The following is a 20,308-nucleotide window of genomic DNA, read 5'->3' as shown; positions in this document are numbered from 1 at the left end:
CGCGCGCGCCGCGTCGCTTGCGACTAAGCGCGGAAATCCTGCGCCGCTTCCTTCACGTCGGTGTCCGCGTGATCCAGGCCGAGCGCGACCAGGCGCTGCGTCAGCGCCGCATCCAGGCTCGCGGCCAGTTCCAGCAAGCGCCGGTATTCCCAGTAATCCGACAGGTCCAGCACTTGCGCCGCGACCGCTTCCAGATTCGCCAACACCTGCGCGCGCGGCAATGCGTGCACGCGTTCGCGGCCGCGCACGATGCGCTCGGCGCTGGTCGGCTGACACGCCGCCCGCAACGCATCACGCAGTTCTTCCAGGATTTCGTCCGCGGGAATGATCATGGCTCCTGCGATGAGCGCGGCGACCGCGGATGTGTTTAAGCGAAACTAGATTTCTTCCAGCGCCAGCGTGAACACCCCGGCCTCGCCCTTGTCGAAGGCTTCGCGCCAGATCCGGTAGCCTTCGAGGTCTTCCTCACGCACCGGCATCCGGCCGATCACGCGCGGCGCGGCTTCGGCCACGCGCGTGCCGACGATCGGGAAATGGCCGAGCAGGCGCACGGTCTTGAGTTCGGCCACGTCGGCGGCGTGCTCCAGCAACACTTCCTCGCTGGTGTGGGTGTCGAACTTGCGCAGCGACATGGCGTCGCGGCCGTCGGGCAAGGCATCGATGCGCTGGACCCAGAAGAATCCCCAGCTGCCATCGCTGCGCAAATAGGTACAGATATCGCCTTCGGACAAACCGGGGTTCACGTTGCTCTCCTGCCGCGGGGGCGACTTCGAACGCGGCCGGGCCGCGTCGCGAATCCTGCACGAATCTAGCGCGAACCGGGCGCGGCGCACAGCGCCGGTCCGGCCAATCGACAGGGCCATTACGGCCATATCGGGGGATACGCGGTCGCCGCCGAGGGCCGGCCGCGACGCGGTGTTTCATCGACGGAGCGTGCGTTGGCATCGCCCATGCTCGGCCGGGCCGATCGCCGGCTGTCGTCGCGCGCCCGGCGAAGCGATGGCGGCGGCGCGCGGTGTCTCCATGGAACCATCGCGTGCCGCGTGACGACATCGAAGCTAACGCGTCCGCAAACGCAAACGGCCGCCTTGCGGCGGCCGTTCGTTGCGATGCGCGTCTTGCGCGCGACGCGGGGATTACTCGGCGGCGGCGGCGGCGCTCTTTGCGCGCGCGTAAGCGGCCAGGTCTTCCTTGATGCGCGCCTTCTTGCCTTCCAGGCCGCGCAGGTAGTACAGCTTGCCGGAGCGGACCTTACCGCGGCGCTTGACGTCGACCGAATCGATGATCGCGCTGTGGGTCTGGAAGACGCGCTCGACGCCGAAGCCGTGCGAGATCTTGCGCACGGTGAACGAGGAGTTCAGGCCGCCGTTCTTGATCGCGATGACCACGCCTTCATAGGCCTGGACGCGCTCACGGTTGCCTTCCTTGACCTTCACGTTGACCACGACGGTGTCGCCGGGGCCGAAGTCGGGAAGCTTGCGGGTGATCTGCTCGGCTTCGAAATTCTGCAGCAGGGTGTGGATAGAGGGCTTGTTCATGGTTTACGGCCTGTTGGATTAGTTGTTGCGCGAGTGCACGTGGACCCGCGTCATGGCATCGGTACAGCAAAGGGGTACAGCTAAGCGACTAATTATAACGAGCTTTTTCCCGGCGTGGCTAGGCCCTGGAGGCTTTTACCCGGGGGTTTTGCCCGATCCGGAGGCCGGATCGGCGCTGGAAACGGTTTCCGGGGCGGCCTGATCGCCCTGCCCGGCCTGGCCGGCGGTCAGTTCGGCCCGGTAGGCGTCCAGCAATTTGCGGTCGGCCTTGGACAGGGCGGCCTCGTCCAGCAGGTCCGGCCGGCGCTGCCAGGTCCGGCCCAGCGACTGCTGCCGGCGCCACTTGGCGATGTGGGCGTGGTTGCCCGACATCAGCACCGCCGGCACCGAGCCCAGTTCGTGTTCGACCGGACGGGTGTAATGCGGGCAGTCCAGCAGGCCGTCCTCGAAACTGTCCTGCACCGCCGATTCGGCGTCGCCGAGCGCGCCTTCCTGCAGCCGCGCCACCGCGTCCACGATCACCGCAGCGGCCAGTTCGCCGCCGGACAGCACGTAATCGCCGATCGAGATTTCCTCATCGACCTCGGCCTGGATCAGCCGCTCATCGACGCCTTCGTAGCGGCCGCACAGCAGGATCATGCGTTCGTGACCCGCCAGCTCGCGGACCTTGGCCTGATCCAGCCGCGCGCCTTGCGGGCTCATGTAGATCACCCGCGCCGGCGCCGGATCGGCCGCGCGCGCGGCGCGGATCGCCGCGCGCAGCGGTTCGATCAGCATGACCATGCCCGGGCCGCCGCCGAACGGACGCTCATCGACGCGGCGGTAATTGCCTTCGGCGTAATCGCGCGGATTCCAGCCGTACAGCGACAGCAGCCCGCGCTCGCCCGCGCGCCCGACCACGCCGAACGCCGCGCATTGCGCGACGAATTCGGGGAACAGGCTGATTAGGTCGATACGCATGAGTCGGCTGGAACCGTTGAATTGAGCGGACTGAACCGGGCGGCGAATGCTTGCGCGAAACCGGGCTCAAGCCAAATGCTGGAGAAAATCGTTCACTTCCTGATCGGACGCCTGCCAAGCTTCGCCGCGCATTTCGATCATCGCGATCAAGCCCAACAGTTCCACCGGATTATCGGCAAGAAACGAATATCCGTTCTTACTGGCCAGGCAGCAGTCCGGCAACTCGGGATGCCGCTCGACCGTATAGCCTTTCTTCAACAGCGCTGAATAAGCGGGCGCCAGGGTATTGCCGGCCATTGCGACGCGCATGTCGACCTCACGGAGTATCCGGTGAAAGCGGACGCAGTCGCGCCGGGATCGGACGAACGCGCTTAAAAATCCGGATCCCAATCGACCGTCACGAGGTTGGCCTCGAAATCGACCGACAGCACGTACTGCGGAATCACGAACGGAATCATGCGCTCGCGCTCGTCGTCGCGGGCGACCAGCACGTCGTTGGCGCCGGTGGCGAACAGGTGCGAGACGGTGCCGAGGCTAACGCCTTCGGTGGTAGCCACGCGCAGGCCTTCCAGATCGACCCAGTAGTACTCGCCGTCCTTGGGCGGCGGCAGCACCGCGCGCGGGACGTAGATTTCGGTGCCGCGCATGGCTTCGACGGTGTCGCGGTCGGCGACATCGGGGAAGGTGGCGATCAGGAACTTGCCGCTCTGGCGGCCGCGCACGCCCGACAGCTCGCGCTCGCGGCCCTGCGGGTCGCGCACGATCCAGGGCTGGTAGCGGAAAATCGCCGCGCGCGGCTCGGTCCAGGACTCGAGCTTGGCTTCGCCACGAATACCGAAGGCGCCAAGCACCCTGCCCAGCAGGATGCGGCGCGAATTATCGCTCATAGGTGCGATGGAAAGGCCGCGCGGCTCGCCCCGTGGGGAGCGGCGCGCGGCCCACCGGCTCAGGCGGCCGGAGCGGCCTTGACGGCCTGCTTGTACAGATCGGCGACCTTGTCGGTCAGCTGAGCGCCCTGGCCGACCCAGTGCTTGACGCGTTCCAGGTCGAGCTCGACGCGCTTCTCGGCGCCGGCGGCGACCGGGTTGTAGAAACCGACGCGCTCGATGTTGCGGCCGTCGCGGGCGCTGCGGCTGTCGGTGACGATGATGTGGTAGAACGGACGCTTCTTGGCGCCGCCGCGGGTCAGTCGAATCTTGACCATGGGGTCTTTTTCCTGTGTTGCCCAGCCGTCGGAATGACGGGGTAAGCCGAAAAGTTTAACCGATTCCGTGGCTTGAGCAAACCCGGGTGGGTTCGGGGGCTCTGCCGGGGCCGCTGCTGCGGCTCGGAAAGCCCTGCCCGGCCTGGATTTCGCCCCTCGAGGGGCTCTCCTCGGCCCTGGTACGGCTGGTCTGCCGTCTCCGCTACTTACTCCTGCACTGAGGCATGGCGCTCAAGTCACTGGATCCCCGCGTTCGCGGGGATGACGATTTGGGGGATTCGCCGCGCAACCCGCCCTACCGTCGTTCCCGCGCAGGCGGGAACCCAGGGCTTTATCGAGGCATGGCTCTAAAGTCTCTGGATCCCCGCGTTCGCGGGGATGACGGCTTGGGGGGATCTGTCGCCGGTTCGGGAGACCCGCCGCGCACCCCACCTACCGTCGTTCCCGCGCAGGCGGGAACCCAGGGCTTTATCGAGGCATGGCTTTAAAGTCTCTGGATCCCCGCGTTCGCGGGGATGACGGCTTGGGGGGATCTGTCGCCGGTTCGGAGATCTGCCGCACAACCCACATACCGTCGTTCCCGCGCAGGCGGGAACCCAGGGCTTTATCGAGGCAAGACTCTGAAGTCTCTGGATCCCCGCCTTCGCGGGGATGACGGCAGAGGCCGACGTAGATGCAAACGAGGCGCGCGATACCAACCCCATAACGAAAAACGGCGGCCATCGGCCGCCGTTCGGATTCGCAGCGCCTTCGGCGCGATCAACGGAACGGCATGCCGCCGCGTCCGCCCATCATGCCCTTCATGCCGCGCATCAAGCCCTTCATGCCGCCGCCGGAGAGCTTGCTCATCATCTTCTCCATCTGCTGATACTGCTTCATCAGCTTGTTGACGTCGGCCGGGGTCAGGCCCGAACCCTTGGCGATGCGCGCGCGGCGCGAGCCGTTGAGCAGGCCCGGGTTGCGGCGCTCTTTCTTGGTCATCGAGTTGATGATCGCGACCATGCGCGGCACTTCCTTGCCGGTGACCTGGTTCTTCACCGACTCGGGGATCTGGCCCATGCCCGGCAGCTTGTCCATGAGGCCGTGCAGGCCGCCCATGTTCTGCATCTGTTCGAGCTGGTCCTTCATGTCGTTGAGGTCGAACTTCTTGCCCTTGGCGACCTTCTCGGCGAGCTTCTGCGCCTTGTCCTTATCGACCTGCTGCTCGACCTGCTCGACCAGCGACAACACGTCGCCCATGTCGAGGATGCGGCTGGCGACGCGGTCGGGATGGAACACGTCCAGGCCGTCGGGCTTTTCGCCCACGCCGATGAACTTGATCGGGCGGCCGGTGACGTAACGCACCGACAAGGCGGCGCCGCCGCGGGCGTCGCCGTCGGTCTTGGTCAGCACCACGCCGGTCAGCGGCAGCGCTTCGCTGAAGGCCTTGGCGGTGGTCGCCGCGTCCTGGCCGGTCATCGAATCGACCACGAACAAGGTTTCCACCGGCGCGACCGCGGCATGCAGCGCCTTGATCTCGGCCATCATCGCTTCGTCGATGGCCAGACGGCCGGCGGTATCGACCAGCAGCACATCGACGTAGGACTTCTTCGCATCGGCGATCGCGGCGCGGACGATGTCCACCGGCTTTTGCGAGGCGTCGGAGGCGAAGAACAGCACATCGACCTGCTGCGCGAGTTGCTTGAGCTGCTCGATCGCGGCCGGACGATAGACGTCGGCCGAGACCACCATCACCTTCTTCTTGCGCCGTTCCTTCAGGTGCTTGGCGAGCTTGCCGACCGTGGTGGTCTTGCCCGCGCCCTGCAGGCCGGCGAGCAGGATCACCGCCGGCGCCGGCACGTTGAGGTTCAGGTCGGCGGCCTGCGAGCCCATGACCGTGGTCAGCTCGTCGCGCACGACCTTGATCAGGGCCTGGCCCGGAGTCAGCGACTTGAGCACTTCCTGGCCGACCGCGCGCACCTTGATGCGTTCGATCAGCGCCTGCACCACCGGCAGCGCGACGTCGGCTTCGAGCAGGGCGATGCGCACTTCGCGCATCGACTCGCGGATGTTTTCCTCGGTCAGACGGCCGCGGCCGCGCAGGCGCTCGATGGTGCCGGAGAGGCGTTGGGTCAGTGATTCGAACATGGCGTGGTCGTGATCGCGGAACGACAGGGGCGGCAAGTATAGCCGGCGGGGCGTTGGGGCGAGGAACGAGTGCGCAGGAGTGAGGAATGAGCAGGAACACAGGCCCTCGGCCCAAGCCTTTACTCACTTCTCACTCCTCTGAACTCACTGCTCATGCGACACTCTGTCGATGACAATCGTTCTCATCGCCGTCGTTCTCTATCTGACCGCGACCGGATTGCTGGTTTCGGCCGTGCGCCAGGACCGCGGCCGCAGCGCGCGGCTGTGGCTGGCGCCGGCCAATCTGGCGGTGCTGCTGCACGGCGCCGCGCACTTCCTGGCCTGGCGCAACGCCGGCGGCGCCGACCTGCATTTCTTCGCCGCCCTGTCGCTGGTCGGGCTGGGCATGTCGGTGCTGACCGCGATCGTCGGCGCCTCCGGGCGCATGGCCGCACTGGGCGTGGTGGTGTTTCCGCTGTCGGCGCTGATGCTGGTCGGCTACCAACTGTACGGCCACGTCCAGCATCCCGAGCCGCTGGACTGGCGCCTGCAGCTGCACGCCTGGATGGCGCTGCTGGCCTACGCCACGCTGGCGGTCGCGGCCTTGTTCGCGCTGATGCTGTGGGTGCAGGAAGGCGCGCTGCGCCGGCGCGAGTTCCACGGCTGGCTGCGCGCGCTGCCGCCGCTGGTGGAGCTGGAAAGCCTGTTGTTCCGCACCATCGCGGTCGGTTTCGTCCTACTGACCGCGACCTTGCTGACCGGCGTGCTGTTCGTGGAGAACCTGCTGGCCCAGCACCTGATGCACAAGACCGTGCTCAGCGTGCTGTCGTGGCTGGCCTTCGGCGGCCTGCTGCTGGGCCGCTGGCGCTACGGCTGGCGCGGGGTGGTCGCGGTGCGCTGGACCCTGGGCGCGATGGCTTTGCTGATCCTGGCCTTCTTCGGCAGCAAGTTCGTGCTGGAAGTGATCCTCAAACGGGTCTGAGCGACTTCTTCAAGGAGCGCCGCGGCGCATGGACGGCTGGATCAGATCGCTATCGGACCGCGGCGAGTTCGCATTGGTGCTGGCGCTGGGATTCGGCTGGCCGATCTACTACAGCCTGAGCGCGGCGCTGTCCGGGCAGCCGCCGGCGCCGATCAGCAACGCCGGCCTAGTCGGGCTGCTGATGGTGGAAGTGCCGATCCTGGCGGTAATCGCAGTGATCCTGGCCCTGCGCGGCTGGACCCCGGGCCGGCTCGGCCCGGCGCCGGGCTGGCGCGATCTCGGGGCGGGGCTGGTGCTGACCATCGCCACCGCGCTGATGTTCTGGCTGCTGCAGGCGCTGGTGATCGGCCTGGGTTTCAACCTTCCCAGCGTCGAGCAATCGGTGCCGATCGACGGCGACCTGAGCTGGCCGGTGATGCTGTCCACCTCGCTGGTCAACGGCTTGTATGAGGAAGCCCTGGTCTGCGGCTATCTGATCACCGCCCTGCGCGACAAGCGCTCGATGTGGGCGGCGATCCACCTCAGCACCGCGATCCGCATCGCCTATCACCTGTACCAGGGCAGCGCCGGGGTGATCTCGATCGTGCCGATGGGCCTGGCCTACGCCTGGCTGTACGCGCGCACCGGCCGGCTGTGGCCGCTGGTGCTGGCGCATGTTCTGCTGGACGTCTGGGCCCTGGCCGCGGCCGGCTGAACGGTCCCGGCGCGGGCCCGGTCTACACGGATTCCACACCTCCCTGGCACTTGCCTGAATAGGCCCTTGCCGGATCAATATTTGCCTTGACAACTATTGCGCGGGCGCAGATTATTCCGCGCCATGACGACCCCGACCCCCAACCAGCCCTGCTCGACTTCGAACCTCGGCCTGCTGTTCCGCCAGGTGCGCGACGCCATGTGGGCCCAGATGGAACGCGAGCTGGCGCAGGCCGGCCACGATCTGACCTTTAGCCAGTTCATCACCCTCAAGGAGCTGGCGATCGGCACCGCCGGGGTCACCGAACTGGCGCGCGCGGCCCAGCTCAATCCCGGCGCCATGACCCGCCTGCTCGACAAGCTGGAAAGCCGCGGATTCGTCATGCGCGTGGCCGATCCCGACGATCGCCGCGCCCTCAACATCCACCTGACCGAAGCCGGTACGGCGATCTGGGAAGACATCGACCAGTGCGGCAAGCGCGTGCGCGAGCGCGCCATGGCCGGCCTCAGCGATTCCGACCGCGAACAGCTGTACCGCCTGCTCGAACAGGTTCGCGACAACCTCACTCTCTCCGGTTCCTGAGCCATGTCACGTCTCGACACTCGCCCGCGCCGCGGGCTGCTTTACGTGCTTACTCCCCTCGCCGCCGCGCTGATCCTCGCCGGCTGCGCCAGCACCCACGGCCTGCAGCCCGCCGGCCACGCGCTCGACGCCGACAGCCTGCAAGCCAAGCGCAGCCTCGCCGACGTGTCGGCGGCGGAATTTCCCAAGCGCGATTGGTGGACGGCGCTGGGCGATGCGCAACTCAACGGCTTGATCGATGAAGCCCTGACCGGCACGCCGAACCTGGACGCCGCCGATGCGCGCGTGCGCCAGGCCATCGCCCAGGCCGGTCTGGCCGATGCCGCGCGCAAGCCCACCGTCGGCGGCTCGGCGCAGTACTCCGGCGTGGAACTGCCCGAGACGCTGGCGCCGGAACCGATCGGCGGCAAATACCTCGGCGCGCACGTGCTGATGCTGCAATTCAAGTACAGCCCGGACCTGTGGGGCGGCAAGCGCGCCCGCTGGCAGGCCGCGCTGGGCCAAGCGCGCGCCGCCGAAGTCGAAGCGCAGGCCGCGCGCCTGACCTTGTCGTCGAACATCGCCCGCGCCTATGTGTCGCTGGCGCAGTCCTTCGAAGCGCTGGACGTGGCGAGCTCGGAGAAGCAACGCTCCGAGCGCCTGCTCGGCCTGGGCCAGCAGCGCGTCAAGGCCGGCCTGGACAACCAATTGCAGATCCGCAACGCGCAGAGCGCGAGCGCCAGCGCCGACCAGCAGATGCAGGCGGCGCAGCAGCAGATCGACGCCGCCCGCAACGCGCTGGCCGCGCTGCTCGGCAAGGGCCCGGATCGCGGCCTGGACATCGCCCGCCCGACCCTGCTCGCGGCCAAGCCGCCGGCGGTGCCGGCGGTGCTGCCGAGCGAACTGCTGGGCCATCGCCCCGACGTGGTCGCCGCGCGCTGGCGCGTGGAAGCCAGTTCGCACGGAATCAAGGCGGCCAAGGCCGACTTCTATCCGACCGTGAACCTCAGCGCGATCATCGGCCTGGGCAGCGGCCATCTGTCGGATCTGTTCTCCAGCGACGCCAAGCTGCTGCAAGGCGGCCCGGCGATCAGCATGCCGATCTTCGACGGCGGCCGCCTGCGCAACCAGCTGGCCGAAACCGACGCCGAGTACGACCTCGCCGTCGCCAACTACAACCAGAATCTGGTCGGCGCGCTGCGCGAAGTCGCCGACGCCCTGCAGGCCTCGCGTTCGCTCGACGGCCAACTGGTGTCGGCGCAACAGGCGCGCGATGCCGCGCAGCAGGCCTGGCAGATCGCCAGCACCCGTTACCGCGCCGGCCTGGGCACGCAGCTCGACGTGCTGTCGGCGCAGCGCCCGCTGCTACAACTCGATCAGCAGCTCGCCGGCCTGCGCGCGCAGCGGCTGGCCACGCAGATCGACCTGGATCGCGCGCTCGGCGGCGGACTCGAACTGAGCTCGCCCGACCCGGTCGCCTCCACCGTTCCCAACGAATCTTCCAATAGCAACGTTATCGCCAAGGCCCCCACGCCATGACTACCGAAGTCAATCCCCAAGCCGCCGCGGCCGCCGCCGCGCCGGCGCCGAAGAACAATCGCCGCAAGGCCTTGTTGATCCTGCTGACCGTGGTGGTGGTCGCCGCGATCGCATGGACCGCGTATTACCTGCTGGTGTTGCGCTGGCATCAGGACACCGACGATGCCTACGTGCAGGGCAACGTCGTCAACATCACTCCGCAAGTCCAGGGCACTGTGGTCAGCATCGGCGCCGACGACGGCATGAAGGTCAGTGCCGGCCAGGTGCTGGTGCAGCTCGATCCCAACGATGCGCAGGTCGCCTACGATCAGGCCACGGCCAATCTGGCCAACACCGTGCGACAGGTGCGCGGCTTGTTCAGCGCGGTCGATGCCGGCCAGGCCGACCTGTCGGCGCGCGAAGTCGCGGTGCAGAAGGCCCGCGCCGACGTGAAGCGTCGCGAGGGACTGGTCGCCGGCGGCGCGGTCTCGGCGGAAGAACTGGCGCATGCGCGCGATGAGCTGGCCTCGGCCGAAGCGGCGATGTCGTCCTCGCGCGGCTCGTTGGCGCGCAACCGCGCACTGGTCGATGCGACCACCGTCGCCAAGCAGCCGCAAGTCGCCGCGGCCGCCGCGCAACTGCGTCAGGCGTATTTGAATCTGCAGCGCTCGGCTATCCTCGCGCCGGTCAGCGGTTATGTCGGCAAGCGCAGCGTGCAGCTCGGCCAGCGCGTGCAGCCGGGCAGCGCGCTGATGACGATCATTCCGCTGGATCAGGTCTGGGTCGAAGCCAACTTCAAGGAAACCCAACTGGCCAAGATGCACATCGGCCAGCCGGTGGAACTGCATTCGGATCTGTACGGCTCGGACGTGAGCTATCAGGGCAAGCTGGTCAGTCTCGGCCTGGGCACCGGCAGCGCGTTCTCGCTGTTGCCGGCGCAGAACGCCAGCGGCAACTGGATCAAGATCATCCAGCGCGTGCCGGTGCGCATCGAGATCGAACCCAAGCAACTGGCCGATCATCCGCTGCGCCTGGGCCTGAGCATGCACGTCGATGTCGCCATCCGCGACCAGAACGGCGCCGTGCTCGCCGGCGCGCCGCCGGCCAAGGGCGTGCTGAGCACCGACGCCTATGCCAAGCAGTTGCACGATGCCGACGCGATGATCGAGAAGATCGTTCGCGAGAACTTGCCGGGCATGCAGCACGGTTGATCGGTGCGTGTCGGAGCGGGTCAGCAGGGACTTCAATCCCGACGCCGTTCGCTGCGACACCGCGATCTGACCGAAGGGCGTCGGGACGCAAGCCCCTCCCACAAACGCCGAGCCTCACCCGCAAAACCGTTTAGAAGTTTCGCCCCGCAGCAAAGACGAAGCGCCTCCCCCACGTCGTTCTTCGTCTGTCGTTCGCAACGCATCGTTTCGAAGCCGGCGCGCCATGCGCGCTGCCTCGAGCTCCCCCAACGATGCCGCGCGAGCTCCGAAGCCGTCATTCCGGCCTTGGCCGGAATGACGGACACAGGAAGGCCTCACCTCCGCTCTTGGTCCCGCGCCCGCGCGCGGCTCACCCGAACCGACAGGCAGATCCATGTCCGCCACCACCGCCAACGCCGGAGCCGCGCCCGCGGCGCCCGCCGCCCCCGGGGCATTCCGGCCGCCGAATATCGCATTGACGACGCTGGGCCTCGCCCTCGCCTCGTTCATGCAGGTGCTCGACACCACCATCGCCAACGTTTCGCTGCCGACCATCTCCGGCAACCTCGGCGGCAGCAGCAGTCAGGCGACGTGGGTCATCACCTCGTTCGCGGTCAGCAACGCCATCGCCCTGCCGCTGACCGGTTTCTTCACGCGCAAGTTCGGCGAACGTAAATTGTTCATGTGGGCGACGATGCTGTTCGTGATCGCGTCCTTCCTGTGCGGCCTGGCCAACAGCATGGGTCTGCTGGTCGCCGCGCGCGCACTGCAGGGCTTCGTCGCCGGACCGATGTATCCGGTCACCCAGGCGCTGCTGATTTCGATCTATCCACCGCACAAACGCGGGCAAGCCATCGCCTTGCTGGCGATGGTCACCGTGGTCGCGCCGATCGCCGGGCCGATCCTGGGCGGCTGGATCACCGACAACTACAGCTGGGAATGGATCTTCTTCATCAACATTCCCATCGGCATCTTCGCAAGCCTGGTGGTGGCCAATCAGCTGCGCGGCCGGCCGGAGCGGCTGGAAAACCCGAAGATGGACTACATGGGCCTGGCGATGCTGGTGATCGGCGTGGCCGCGCTGCAGATCATGCTCGACCTGGGCAACGACGAGGACTGGTTCAACTCGACCAAGATCGTGGTGCTGACCGTGGTCGCGGTGATCGCGCTGGCGGTGTTCGTGATCTGGGAACTGACCGAACGCGATCCGATCGTCAACCTGCGCCTGTTCCGCCATCGCAACTTCGCCAGCGGCACCTTGGCGATGGTGTTGGCCTACTCGGCGTTCTTCTCGATCAGCCTGCTGGTGCCGCTGTGGCTGCAACGCAACCTCGGCTACACCTCGATCTGGGCGGGTCTTGCGACCGCGCCGATCGGCATCCTGCCGGTGTTGCTGACGCCGTTCGTGGGCCTGTACGCGGCGCGCTTCGACTTGCGCATGGTCGCCAGCGCGGCTTTCATCGTCATGGCGTTTACCAGCTTCGTGCGTTCGGGTTTCAATCTCGACGTGGATTTCCAGCACGTGGCGCTGGTGCAGTTGTGGCAAGGCTTGGGCGTGGCGCTGTTCTTCATGCCGGTGCTGACCATTCTGCTGTCGGATCTGGAGCCGCATGAGATCGCGGCGGGCTCGGGCCTGGCGACCTTCGTGCGAACACTCGGCGGCAGCTTCGCCGCCTCGTTGACGACCTGGGCCTGGAGCCAACGCAGCACCATCCACCACGCGCAGTTGACCGAGCATATCGGCGCCTACGATCCGGCGATCCAGCAGACCGTCAACACGCTGGGCAACGGCGACGCCACCCGCGGCGCGCTGGTGCTCAATCAGATGATTTCGCAGCAGGCCGCGCAGATTGGCTTCAACGAGATGCTGCATCTGATCGGCATCTTGTTCCTGGTGGTGACGGTGTTCGTATGGTTCGCCAAGCCGCCGTTCAGCGCCAAGGCGGCGGGCGGCGCGGCGGCGGGCGGGCACTGATCGCGCGAGGGCGGGATACCGCTTCGCGGCATATTGACCGGCGCCTTCCGCGCTTCGCATGATGCCCGCGCCCCGCTTCGGGGCGATCGGGGAATACATCGTGAGAAAGGAATCGAACAAGCTCGGCATGTACGCATTGGCCGCCGTGGTCTTCGGCTTTGCGTTCTCGTTCGGCGCCAGCGCCGGCGACGCGGTTCCGACGTGCGAGCGCACCTGCGAAATCGAGTACGCCGAATGCATGCAGGTGGTCGGCGATGAAGCCGCCTGTGGGGCGACTTATCGGGCCTGCGTTCGCAGTTGCGACTGCGAGGTGCTCTGATCGGCTGATGGATGATCCGCGCTGCGGGCAGTGGCCCGTGGCGTGTTTTGTGCGCGGCTGCTGAGCGAAGAGCATCGGGCCTGAAAGGCCCTCCCACAAGAGACTTCGTACCGCCGAGGTCTTTTTGTGGGAGGGCCTTTCAGGCCCGATGCTTTTCGCTAAGACGCCGCATCACCCACCCGCACTCAAGCCGACACCTCCGCGCGCCGCGACACGCTTTGCTCCGGCGCAGCCTCGCACGCCGTCGCCGCGCACTTGAGCACGAAACGCCGCCGCGCTTCGTGGTAGCTGCGATCGCTGCCGAAGAAGTTGCGGTACATGTGCGCCAACTCCTCCGCGCCGTAGCTCTCCAGTGGCTTGCGGCGCTCGTCGGCGGCGCGGCGACGGCGCTTGCCGGCCAGGGCCTTGCGCACGCTGAGCGGATCGGCCGCGCGTTCGGCGCGCTGTTCGACATGGGCGAGGAAATCCGCCGCGCTGGCGCCGAAAGCGGCGTCGACCAAACCGATGCGCTCGGCGCCGGTCGCGCCGATCGGACGCAGGCCTTCGGTGAGTTCCTGCGCCAAGGTCTCGCCGACCCGGCGCGGCAGCAGATAGGTCCAGTACTCCGATCCGTACAAGCCGCCCATGCTCTTGTAATGCGGATTCATCACCGCCCCGCGCCGCGCCCACACCTGATCGGCGGCCAGCGCCAGGATCACTCCGCCGGCGCCGGAATTGCCCTGCATCGCCGAGATCACCAGGTGCGAATCGGTCAGCACGATCTCGCGCACCAGCGCATTCATGGCCAGGATGTTGCGCCACGATTCCAACGCCGGATCGGCCGCGGCCTGGATGGTGTTGAGGTGAATGCCGTTGGACCAGATATCGCTGCCGCCCATCAGCACGATGGCCCGCGTCGGCCGCTGCCGCGCCTGCAGGAACGCGGTGCGCAGGCGATCGCACTGGGCCGTGGACATGGCGCCGTTGTAGAAATCGAAATGCAGGTAACCGACCGCGCCGACTTCGCGATAACGGATCTGCCGATAGGCAAGATCGCGCCGCCCGGCCACCGAAGTCGCCGGCCGCAGCGGCCGCTGCGCCACTTCGCGCAGGCGTTTCTCGCCCAGCACCAGGGTCGCCGGCAGCTTGATTCCGTCCTTCTCGCGCAGATGGCTCAGCCACAGCGCGCCGTCGCGCGTGCCGATACAGATCGCGCCGTCGCGCCGTCCCAGCAACTCGCCCGGACGCCCGCGCAGGGACGGTTCCACATGCGCGCCGAACACGTGACAACGCACGCCGGCGATTTCGCCGCGCGCGCCGGGAAAACTGTCGCCGCTGCGGATGCGCGCGAGCAGGCTGGCGTTGTCCATCTCCCAGTCCAGACTGCGGTCGGCCGCGCGCATGCTCGCGCGCAGGCGTCCGCGCACACCCGCCGCGGCGTAGTCCAGCGGTTGCGGCACGTAGCGGCCGGTTTCGAAACGCTCCACCGCCTGCAACAGCGCGCGGCTGGCCGCGTCGGTGACTTCGTGCCGGTACAGCTGGCTCTTGGACGCGCCGCGCATGGCGAAACCGGCGCTGGCCCAGATGTCGCCGGCGTCCATCTCGGCCGCCGCCTGCAGCACGGTGACGCCCCAGTCGTGCTCGCCTTCCAGGATCGCCCAGTCCAGCGAGGACGGGCCGCGATCGCCGACGATGCCCGGATGCACGATCAGGCAGGTGTGGCGGCGCCACACGTCTTCCGGAATCGCCGTCTTGAGCATCGGCGCGACGATCAGCTGCGGCCGCTCGCGGGCGACGGCGGCGCGCATCGTGTCGGGATCGGATGCGATCTGTACCGATACCTGATGGCCCAGATCGGTCAACTCGGCCCAGGCGCGCTGCGCCAGTCCGTTGTATGCGGTGCACAGGAACAAGATCCGCAGCGACATCGCACGCTCCTTCGTCACGACGAAGGATCGAATGTGTGCCAACACGTGTTCATAAACATGAGCGGAGATCACAGATTCCTGCTGCACCGCAGCGGGGTTTCGATTTTTCGACGGGTATCGCTGTTCCTTGCACGCCTGATCGGAAGGCGGCGATTTCGTGTCCGTTGGCTCGCGGGTATTGCGTTGTCCGAAGCCGTCGCGCACACGTCGCGGCGACGGCCGCCCTCGGCCGCGCGCCTGCGTCGAACGAACGCGCTCGCCGTCGGTGCCGCGCATCGGCGGCGGCGCGGCGCGCGGCCATCGCGCTCATGCCGAGCGTTGTCGATACCGACCAAGGAGAAGTCGATGTTCAAGCGCAAGAACCACCGGATGCTGGCGATGTGCGCGTTCTGTTTCGGCGTGGCGTTTTCGCTCAGCGCGTTCGCCGCGACCTGCGAGGAGTGCTGGCAAAGCTGCTTCGCCCAACGCGTGGCCTGCCGCGCCGCCGGCACGCCGGCCTCGGTGTGCCTGATCAACTACAACGCTTGCGGCCGCGCCTGCGGCTGCCAGATTCCCTGAGGCGGACACGGCCGGGGAGCGCACGCGCTCCCCGCTTCGCCGGCCCGGGTGACGCGCAAAGTCGTGCGGCGGCGCAACGAATTCGCCGCAATCCGTGCCGCCCCGGCGCACCCTGCGCCGATGTGCGTGCCGTCGCGAACCGCGCCGCTGCGCAGCGCACGTAAATTCCGTAACGCCGGTCACATCGGCCGCCGTCCGCGGCCATGGCGAGGCACCTCGGCGGTGTTATAACCCTAGCGCTCATCGATCGGCGCATGCGGCCGCCGCCGATCCGCACCCACCTCGGCGCGAGCGATCGCGCACGACACACCGACGACCTATCTGAGGACAAGGAATGAACTTCAAGTCGATCCTGACCACCATTGCGGTGATTGCGCTGGCGCTGGGCCTGGGCGTCGGCGCCGGTTACCTGGTCCGCCACAGCGGCCTGATGGGCGGCGGCGGCGGTGGCGGCGGCGTGGAGGTGACCCAGGGCGATTACTCGGCGATCTACGCCAAGACCGGCGGCGACGTCGTCGTCTACACCTTGTCCACCTGCCCGTTCTGCCAGCAGGCCAAGGCGCTGCTGGCGAAGCAGAACGTCAGCTTCGTCGAGCGCGTGATCGACAAGGACGAAGTCGCGCGCAAGGAAGCCGACGGCCTCAAGATCAACAGCGTGCCGGTGATCTTCATCGGCGACAGCAGCATGCGCGGCTACAACGAAGCCAAGCTGGTCGAGCTGCTCAACACCCACGGCAAGGCCAAGGCCAAGCCGGCGGTCTGATCGGGCTGCTTCGGAACCTAAGCGCATCGGCGGGCGGCGGTTAGCGGCCCGCCGGGCGGTTCGACTCGTTCCCATGCGTTCGCGCTGCCGCGTGCGCTGCGGCGTCTCGCGGCGTACCTCGTTGCGACGACGCCGTCGCTTGGCCGCGCCGGCTCAGCCCACCCACACCTGCAACGCCAGCGCCGCGACCGCGCCGAGCATGGTTCCGCCGATCACTTCCACCAGCATATGCCGCGCCATGCGCACGCGTGCCCAGCCCAGCAGCGGCAACAACACCGCGCCGGCCAGCGCCCACGACGGCGACAGCACGCTCAGCGACACCGCCGCGAAGGTCAGACTGGCCATGTGCAGCGACAGCTTGATCCAGCGATTGCACAACGCCGCCGCGACCAGCATCGCCGCGACCGCGACGATGCCCGGCGCCAGCGCCGGCGCCCGCTCGCGCATCCACCACCAACAGATCGCCAGAACCAACAACAGCACGGCGTAGAGCAACGGCCGCTCGCTGGATCGGGATGCATCCACCGTCGTCCAATGCCCGCCACGGCGCCTCTGCGCGACGAAGGCGCCCGTCGCCGCCACCGCCAGCGCCACCCCGATCAACGACGGCCACAGCCCTCGCGGCGCCAAAGCGCGCGCGCTCAGCATCGTCAGGGCGATGAACACCACGAACGGGTGCAGCAGTATCGACACCCAGCGCGCGAACACGCCCCCTTTGCCGGGGAGCGTGTTCGCGGGAAGCCGACTGTCGGCTTCAGGTCTCGGCATTCCAGACCCAACGGGTTTCGCCGCTGGCCACGCCCTTGCACTGGACACGGATGAAGCCGCTGTCGGCGTCGATCCAGCGGATTTCGGCATCGCCCGCGGCCGCATTGCCGGGCACCACGCTGAACTTGCTCGGCTTACCGAGCAGGCCGTGACCGATCGTGAACAAGCTGGTGCCGCCGCTGAAGCTCGCCGTGCCGCCGGCGCGCGTCTGGGCGTTGTTGGTGTTGAGGATCATGACCTTGCTGGCGTCTTGCGACTGACAATTCACCGGCGAGGGATTCACGCCCAGCACGCCACCGGACACGTGGATGCGCGAGATCTCGCCGACCGCCGCGTTGCCCAGTTCAAGAAACCGCTGCGCGCCGTCGTAATTGGGCGCGACGATGTCCAGGCCATGCACGGCCGAGCCGGGAAGCGTGCGGATCACCGGTACCGCGCCCCCGATCTGGAACTCGCAGTTGGTCAGGCTGATTTTCTTCGCCCGGCCCTGGAAGGTGACGCCCGCATTGGTGCCGGAGATGTAGCAGTTGGAGAAATATATGTGTTCGGCGTTGACCAGCGTGATCGCATCGGCGGCGGCGCCGGACTGGTTGAAATAGCAGTTGGAAAAGAACATGAACCGGCACGGCGTGCCCAACCCGTCGATGCGCAGCGCTTCCTTGACCGAGCCTTCGAAGACGGTGTTGTCGATCTGATGGATACCCGACAGGCTCGCATTGGACACCAGGCGGAAGCACTGCTCCGACAGCTTGGCCGGTGAGAGCGCGCAATCGGAAAGCACCACCGAGCCGGCGTTCTCCAGATAGAAGCCGTACTTTCCGGACGGCGGACTCATCTGGCATTGCAGGAACGCCACCGCGTAGCCCGGCTTGTCCCGCGCCGGATCGCCCGCGCCGTTCACGTGCGCGTTCACGCACGAGAACCAGCGAATGTTCTCGAAGTAGGAATAAAACACGACGCCGAACAGGTGGATGCTGTTCTGGCAGCCGTCGAACACGATGTTGCGCAGGTAAACGTTACCGACGCCGTCGTTCACAATCCTGTTCGGTTCCTCGGGCGTCGGCGCCAGCCTGAGATTGACTCCATACAACAGCACGCCATCCTGCTGTCCCCGACCGCCCACCGCGACGGCATCGCCCATGATGCCGAAGTTCTCCAGCGTGCACTGCGTCTTGATGGTGAACGCCGGCGCGTCGGCCTTGATCCAAAGACGGGTGCCCTGCGAGCCGGCGTCGACGCCGCTGATCTTGAGCGCATCGCCGCCGTTGATCGGCGCGATCACCAGGCCGCCGCGCAGATCGATATCGCCGGCCGGCAGGATCAGCTCGAGTTCGTGCTCAATGCAGTAGTTGATCGCCTGGGTCATCGCCGCGGTGTTGTCGGTGCCGTTGACCGCACCGCCGTCGGCGACCACGCCGAAGTCGATGGCGTTGACCGAAGTCTTATAGACCGGCGTCGCGGGCGGATTGGCCAGCGCGGCCGGAACGGCGGTGGCGGCCAGGGCGACAGGAAGCGCCCCGATAAAATGACGTCGCTGCATTGCTTGCATCCTTGTAGGTAAGAGTGGGCTGTTATGCCCGGAAAAATTATACCGCCCGGGCCGTGACCGACGTCGCGGATAAGCGTTCGGTCAAGAGCGCTTTCGTCTCATCGATGGGGCCAAACGCATGGCCATTGCCCGTGCGCAACGTGGCGCTCTTGAAGCTATCGCGGCTGGCTTTCGAATCCATGCATTCGCCCGCGCACGGCGCCGATCCGGCCACGCCGCCACGAACCGCCAGCGGGCGAAACCGCCCGCTGGCGCGAAACCAGGCTCGGCCGCCGGGTTACGGCGTCAACCGGAAACGCTTGAGGAAATGCGCATCGCGCGCGTAGTAATTCTCGACGCCGAGGTAATAGGCGCCGTTGCCCGCCGGCTTCAATGCGATCGTCGCCGTGTCCGTCGCCGGCGGCTGGTCGAAGGTCGAGGACCACAACTGCGCTCCGGTCGCGGCCGAATAGCCGATCGCGTAGGGGTGGTACTTGCCGTCGGTGTCGGTCGCCCAGCCCGCCACTTGCACGCCGCTCGCATCGACGAGGATTGCGTAGGCGCTTTCGTTGCGGGCCCACGGCGATTCGCCGATCGCCCGCCACAACTCGCTGCCGGAGGCGCCGGCGTACTTCAGGGTGGCCATGTTCCAGGTCGAGCCGGGCCCGCCGACCGAGGCGCCGGTGACGTAGACATCATCGTTGCCGTCGATGGCCACCGCCTTGGCCAGGTCGGCGCGCACCGCACCGTCGAAACGCGCGACCCAACGCGGATCGCCGGTGGCGCCGTCGTACTTGATCGTGGCGAAATCCTCGAACAGGCCGAACGATTGTCCGACCACCACCGGATCGCCATGGCTGTCGACGGCRATGCCGAGCGCGGCATGCGCCTGCGGCGTCCAGGTCTGCGGCCCGTACAGCGCCACCCACTGCTGAGCGCCGGTGGCGCCGTCGTATTTGACCGTAGCGAACTTGCTGAACTGCGAACTGCCCGACGCGCCGGTGACGAACACGTTGCCGCCGCGGTCCAGGGCCAGGCTGCCGACCCGGTCGCCTTCGTTGGTCACGCGCGAGTAGCGGCTGGCCCACAACTGCTCGCCGTCGCTGCCGCGATACTTGACCGTGGCATAGGCGGTGCCGATTTCCCTGCGCTTTTGCGAACTGCCGGCGACGACCACGTCGCCGGCGGCATCGATGGCGATGGCGGTCGCGACACTGCCGCCTTCCACGCCGCTATAGCGCCGTTCCCACAACTGGCTGCCGTCGGCGGCGGAGAACTTGATGGTGAGATAGCTGGTACCGCTGGGCACATAGGACGAGCCGGTCACCACCGGATTGCCGTTCGGATCGACGGCCACGGCATAGGCGTAGTCGAAACGCCGCTCCGGACCGGGATTGCTCACCTGCCACACCACCGCGCCGGAAGGATCGATCTTGCTGACCGTCCAGACCGTGGCCGGGCCGACATTGCGGTATCCGGCGACGTAGGCATTGCCGGCGGCGTCGGTGGCCATGGCGTTCTTTTCGATGGGACTGCAGCTGCACGACCCGTTGGGGTGGCCGGCGGAGCCCTCCAGGCGCGGCGAAGTCCATTCCAGGACCACGGGAGATTGCGCCTGCGCCGCGCCGGCGATGACCATGAGCGCGGCCCAGAGACTGATACGTGAGTTCATGCTTGCGTCCTTTCTGATGAATGCGGTCGCGACGATCGTGTCGCCATATCAGTATCGCCGCGGGC

Annotated in this window: 21 protein-coding genes; 9 read left to right on the top strand and 12 right to left on the bottom strand. The window is 67.1% G+C overall.

Annotated features, from left to right (window positions below; genetic code table 11):
- Positions 1–23: 23 nt before the first annotated feature.
- From AB4Y92_RS16590 to ffh, 8 genes are all read right to left on the bottom strand, one after another.
- Entirely contained in the window at positions 24–332 is a 309-nt protein-coding gene (locus AB4Y92_RS16590) for a hypothetical protein (protein WP_441820650.1), read from the bottom strand.
- Between the two features lie 45 nt (positions 333–377).
- Entirely contained in the window at positions 378–743 is a 366-nt protein-coding gene (locus AB4Y92_RS16585) for a hypothetical protein (protein ID WP_441820649.1), read from the bottom strand.
- Positions 744–1,136: 393 nt separating this feature from the next.
- Entirely contained in the window at positions 1,137–1,538 is a 402-nt protein-coding gene (gene rplS / locus AB4Y92_RS16580) for a 50S ribosomal protein L19 (RefSeq protein WP_215056876.1), read from the bottom strand.
- Between the two features lie 135 nt (positions 1,539–1,673).
- Positions 1,674–2,498: a tRNA (guanosine(37)-N1)-methyltransferase TrmD gene (trmD, locus tag AB4Y92_RS16575; protein WP_441820648.1), complete on the bottom strand. Its 825-nt coding sequence runs from the start codon at positions 2,496–2,498 to the stop codon at positions 1,674–1,676.
- A 66-nt stretch (positions 2,499–2,564) separates the two neighbouring features.
- Positions 2,565–2,807 carry a hypothetical protein gene (locus AB4Y92_RS16570; RefSeq protein WP_441820647.1) on the bottom strand — a complete coding sequence of 81 codons (243 nt, stop codon included), beginning with the start codon at positions 2,805–2,807 and terminating at the stop codon, positions 2,565–2,567.
- 62 nt (positions 2,808–2,869) lie between these two features.
- Positions 2,870–3,385 (bottom strand): ribosome maturation factor RimM, encoded by a 516-nt coding sequence (gene rimM / locus AB4Y92_RS16565; RefSeq protein WP_215056878.1) that lies wholly within the window; start codon positions 3,383–3,385, stop codon positions 2,870–2,872.
- A gap of 59 nt (positions 3,386–3,444) precedes the next feature.
- On the bottom strand, positions 3,445–3,702 hold the full coding sequence (gene rpsP / locus AB4Y92_RS16560) for a 30S ribosomal protein S16 (RefSeq protein WP_057943483.1): 258 nt from the start codon (positions 3,700–3,702) through the stop codon (positions 3,445–3,447).
- A 759-nt stretch (positions 3,703–4,461) separates the two neighbouring features.
- Positions 4,462–5,829, bottom strand: coding sequence for a signal recognition particle protein (gene ffh, locus AB4Y92_RS16555; protein ID WP_215056879.1), 1,368 nt, complete (start codon positions 5,827–5,829; stop codon positions 4,462–4,464).
- Positions 5,830–5,998: 169 nt separating this feature from the next.
- On the opposite strand from ffh, the gene AB4Y92_RS16550 reads away from it, so the two are divergent.
- From AB4Y92_RS16550 to AB4Y92_RS16520, 7 genes are all read left to right on the top strand, one after another.
- The gene (locus tag AB4Y92_RS16550; protein ID WP_441820646.1) at positions 5,999–6,790 is read left to right on the top strand and encodes a cytochrome C assembly family protein; all 792 of its coding nucleotides are present in this window, start codon (positions 5,999–6,001) and stop codon (positions 6,788–6,790) included.
- 28 nt (positions 6,791–6,818) lie between these two features.
- Positions 6,819–7,484, top strand: a complete 666-nt coding sequence (locus AB4Y92_RS16545; RefSeq protein ID WP_441820645.1) for a CPBP family intramembrane glutamic endopeptidase — start codon at positions 6,819–6,821, stop codon at positions 7,482–7,484.
- Between the two features lie 123 nt (positions 7,485–7,607).
- Entirely contained in the window at positions 7,608–8,066 is a 459-nt protein-coding gene (locus AB4Y92_RS16540; protein WP_441820644.1) for a MarR family winged helix-turn-helix transcriptional regulator, read from the top strand.
- A 3-nt stretch (positions 8,067–8,069) separates the two neighbouring features.
- Complete coding sequence (locus AB4Y92_RS16535; protein WP_441820643.1) at positions 8,070–9,584, top strand: efflux transporter outer membrane subunit; 1,515 nt, start codon at positions 8,070–8,072, stop codon at positions 9,582–9,584.
- Positions 9,581–10,774 (top strand): efflux RND transporter periplasmic adaptor subunit, encoded by a 1,194-nt coding sequence (locus AB4Y92_RS16530; protein ID WP_441820642.1) that lies wholly within the window; start codon positions 9,581–9,583, stop codon positions 10,772–10,774. The genes AB4Y92_RS16535 and AB4Y92_RS16530 overlap by 4 nt, the downstream gene beginning before the upstream one ends.
- 373 nt (positions 10,775–11,147) lie before the next feature.
- Positions 11,148–12,728, top strand: a complete 1,581-nt coding sequence (locus AB4Y92_RS16525; protein ID WP_057943490.1) for a DHA2 family efflux MFS transporter permease subunit — start codon at positions 11,148–11,150, stop codon at positions 12,726–12,728.
- Positions 12,729–12,828: 100 nt separating this feature from the next.
- Positions 12,829–13,047, top strand: coding sequence for a hypothetical protein (locus tag AB4Y92_RS16520; RefSeq protein ID WP_441820641.1), 219 nt, complete (start codon positions 12,829–12,831; stop codon positions 13,045–13,047).
- Between the two features lie 185 nt (positions 13,048–13,232).
- Here the strand turns inward: AB4Y92_RS16520 and AB4Y92_RS16515 are convergent, their stop codons facing one another.
- The gene (locus AB4Y92_RS16515; protein WP_441820640.1) at positions 13,233–14,954 is read right to left on the bottom strand and encodes a hydrogenase maturation protein; all 1,722 of its coding nucleotides are present in this window, start codon (positions 14,952–14,954) and stop codon (positions 13,233–13,235) included.
- A gap of 345 nt (positions 14,955–15,299) precedes the next feature.
- On the opposite strand from AB4Y92_RS16515, the gene AB4Y92_RS16510 reads away from it, so the two are divergent.
- Both AB4Y92_RS16510 and AB4Y92_RS16505 read left to right on the top strand, forming a co-directional pair.
- Positions 15,300–15,512 carry a hypothetical protein gene (locus tag AB4Y92_RS16510; protein WP_441820639.1) on the top strand — a complete coding sequence of 71 codons (213 nt, stop codon included), beginning with the start codon at positions 15,300–15,302 and terminating at the stop codon, positions 15,510–15,512.
- 334 nt (positions 15,513–15,846) lie between these two features.
- Positions 15,847–16,275, top strand: a complete 429-nt coding sequence (locus AB4Y92_RS16505) for a glutaredoxin family protein (protein ID WP_441820638.1) — start codon at positions 15,847–15,849, stop codon at positions 16,273–16,275.
- Between the two features lie 153 nt (positions 16,276–16,428).
- Here the strand turns inward: AB4Y92_RS16505 and AB4Y92_RS16500 are convergent, their stop codons facing one another.
- The 3 genes from AB4Y92_RS16500 to AB4Y92_RS16490 all read right to left on the bottom strand — a co-directional run bounded on the left by AB4Y92_RS16500 (position 16,429) and on the right by AB4Y92_RS16490 (position 20,243).
- Positions 16,429–16,983 carry a hypothetical protein gene (locus AB4Y92_RS16500; RefSeq protein WP_441820637.1) on the bottom strand — a complete coding sequence of 185 codons (555 nt, stop codon included), beginning with the start codon at positions 16,981–16,983 and terminating at the stop codon, positions 16,429–16,431.
- A gap of 46 nt (positions 16,984–17,029) precedes the next feature.
- Positions 17,030–18,583 (bottom strand): hypothetical protein, encoded by a 1,554-nt coding sequence (locus AB4Y92_RS16495; RefSeq protein ID WP_441820636.1) that lies wholly within the window; start codon positions 18,581–18,583, stop codon positions 17,030–17,032.
- A 286-nt stretch (positions 18,584–18,869) separates the two neighbouring features.
- On the bottom strand, positions 18,870–20,243 hold the full coding sequence (locus tag AB4Y92_RS16490) for an outer membrane protein assembly factor BamB family protein (protein WP_441820635.1): 1,374 nt from the start codon (positions 20,241–20,243) through the stop codon (positions 18,870–18,872).
- Positions 20,244–20,308 lie beyond the last annotated feature (65 nt).

The organism is Lysobacter sp. TAB13 (assembly GCF_052113885.1).
In the GTDB taxonomy this organism is placed as follows: Bacteria; Pseudomonadota; Gammaproteobacteria; order Xanthomonadales; family Xanthomonadaceae; genus Lysobacter; species Lysobacter gummosus.
The sequence above is the reverse complement of the archived record's forward strand: the minus strand, read 5'-3'. Positions and strand labels throughout refer to the sequence as shown.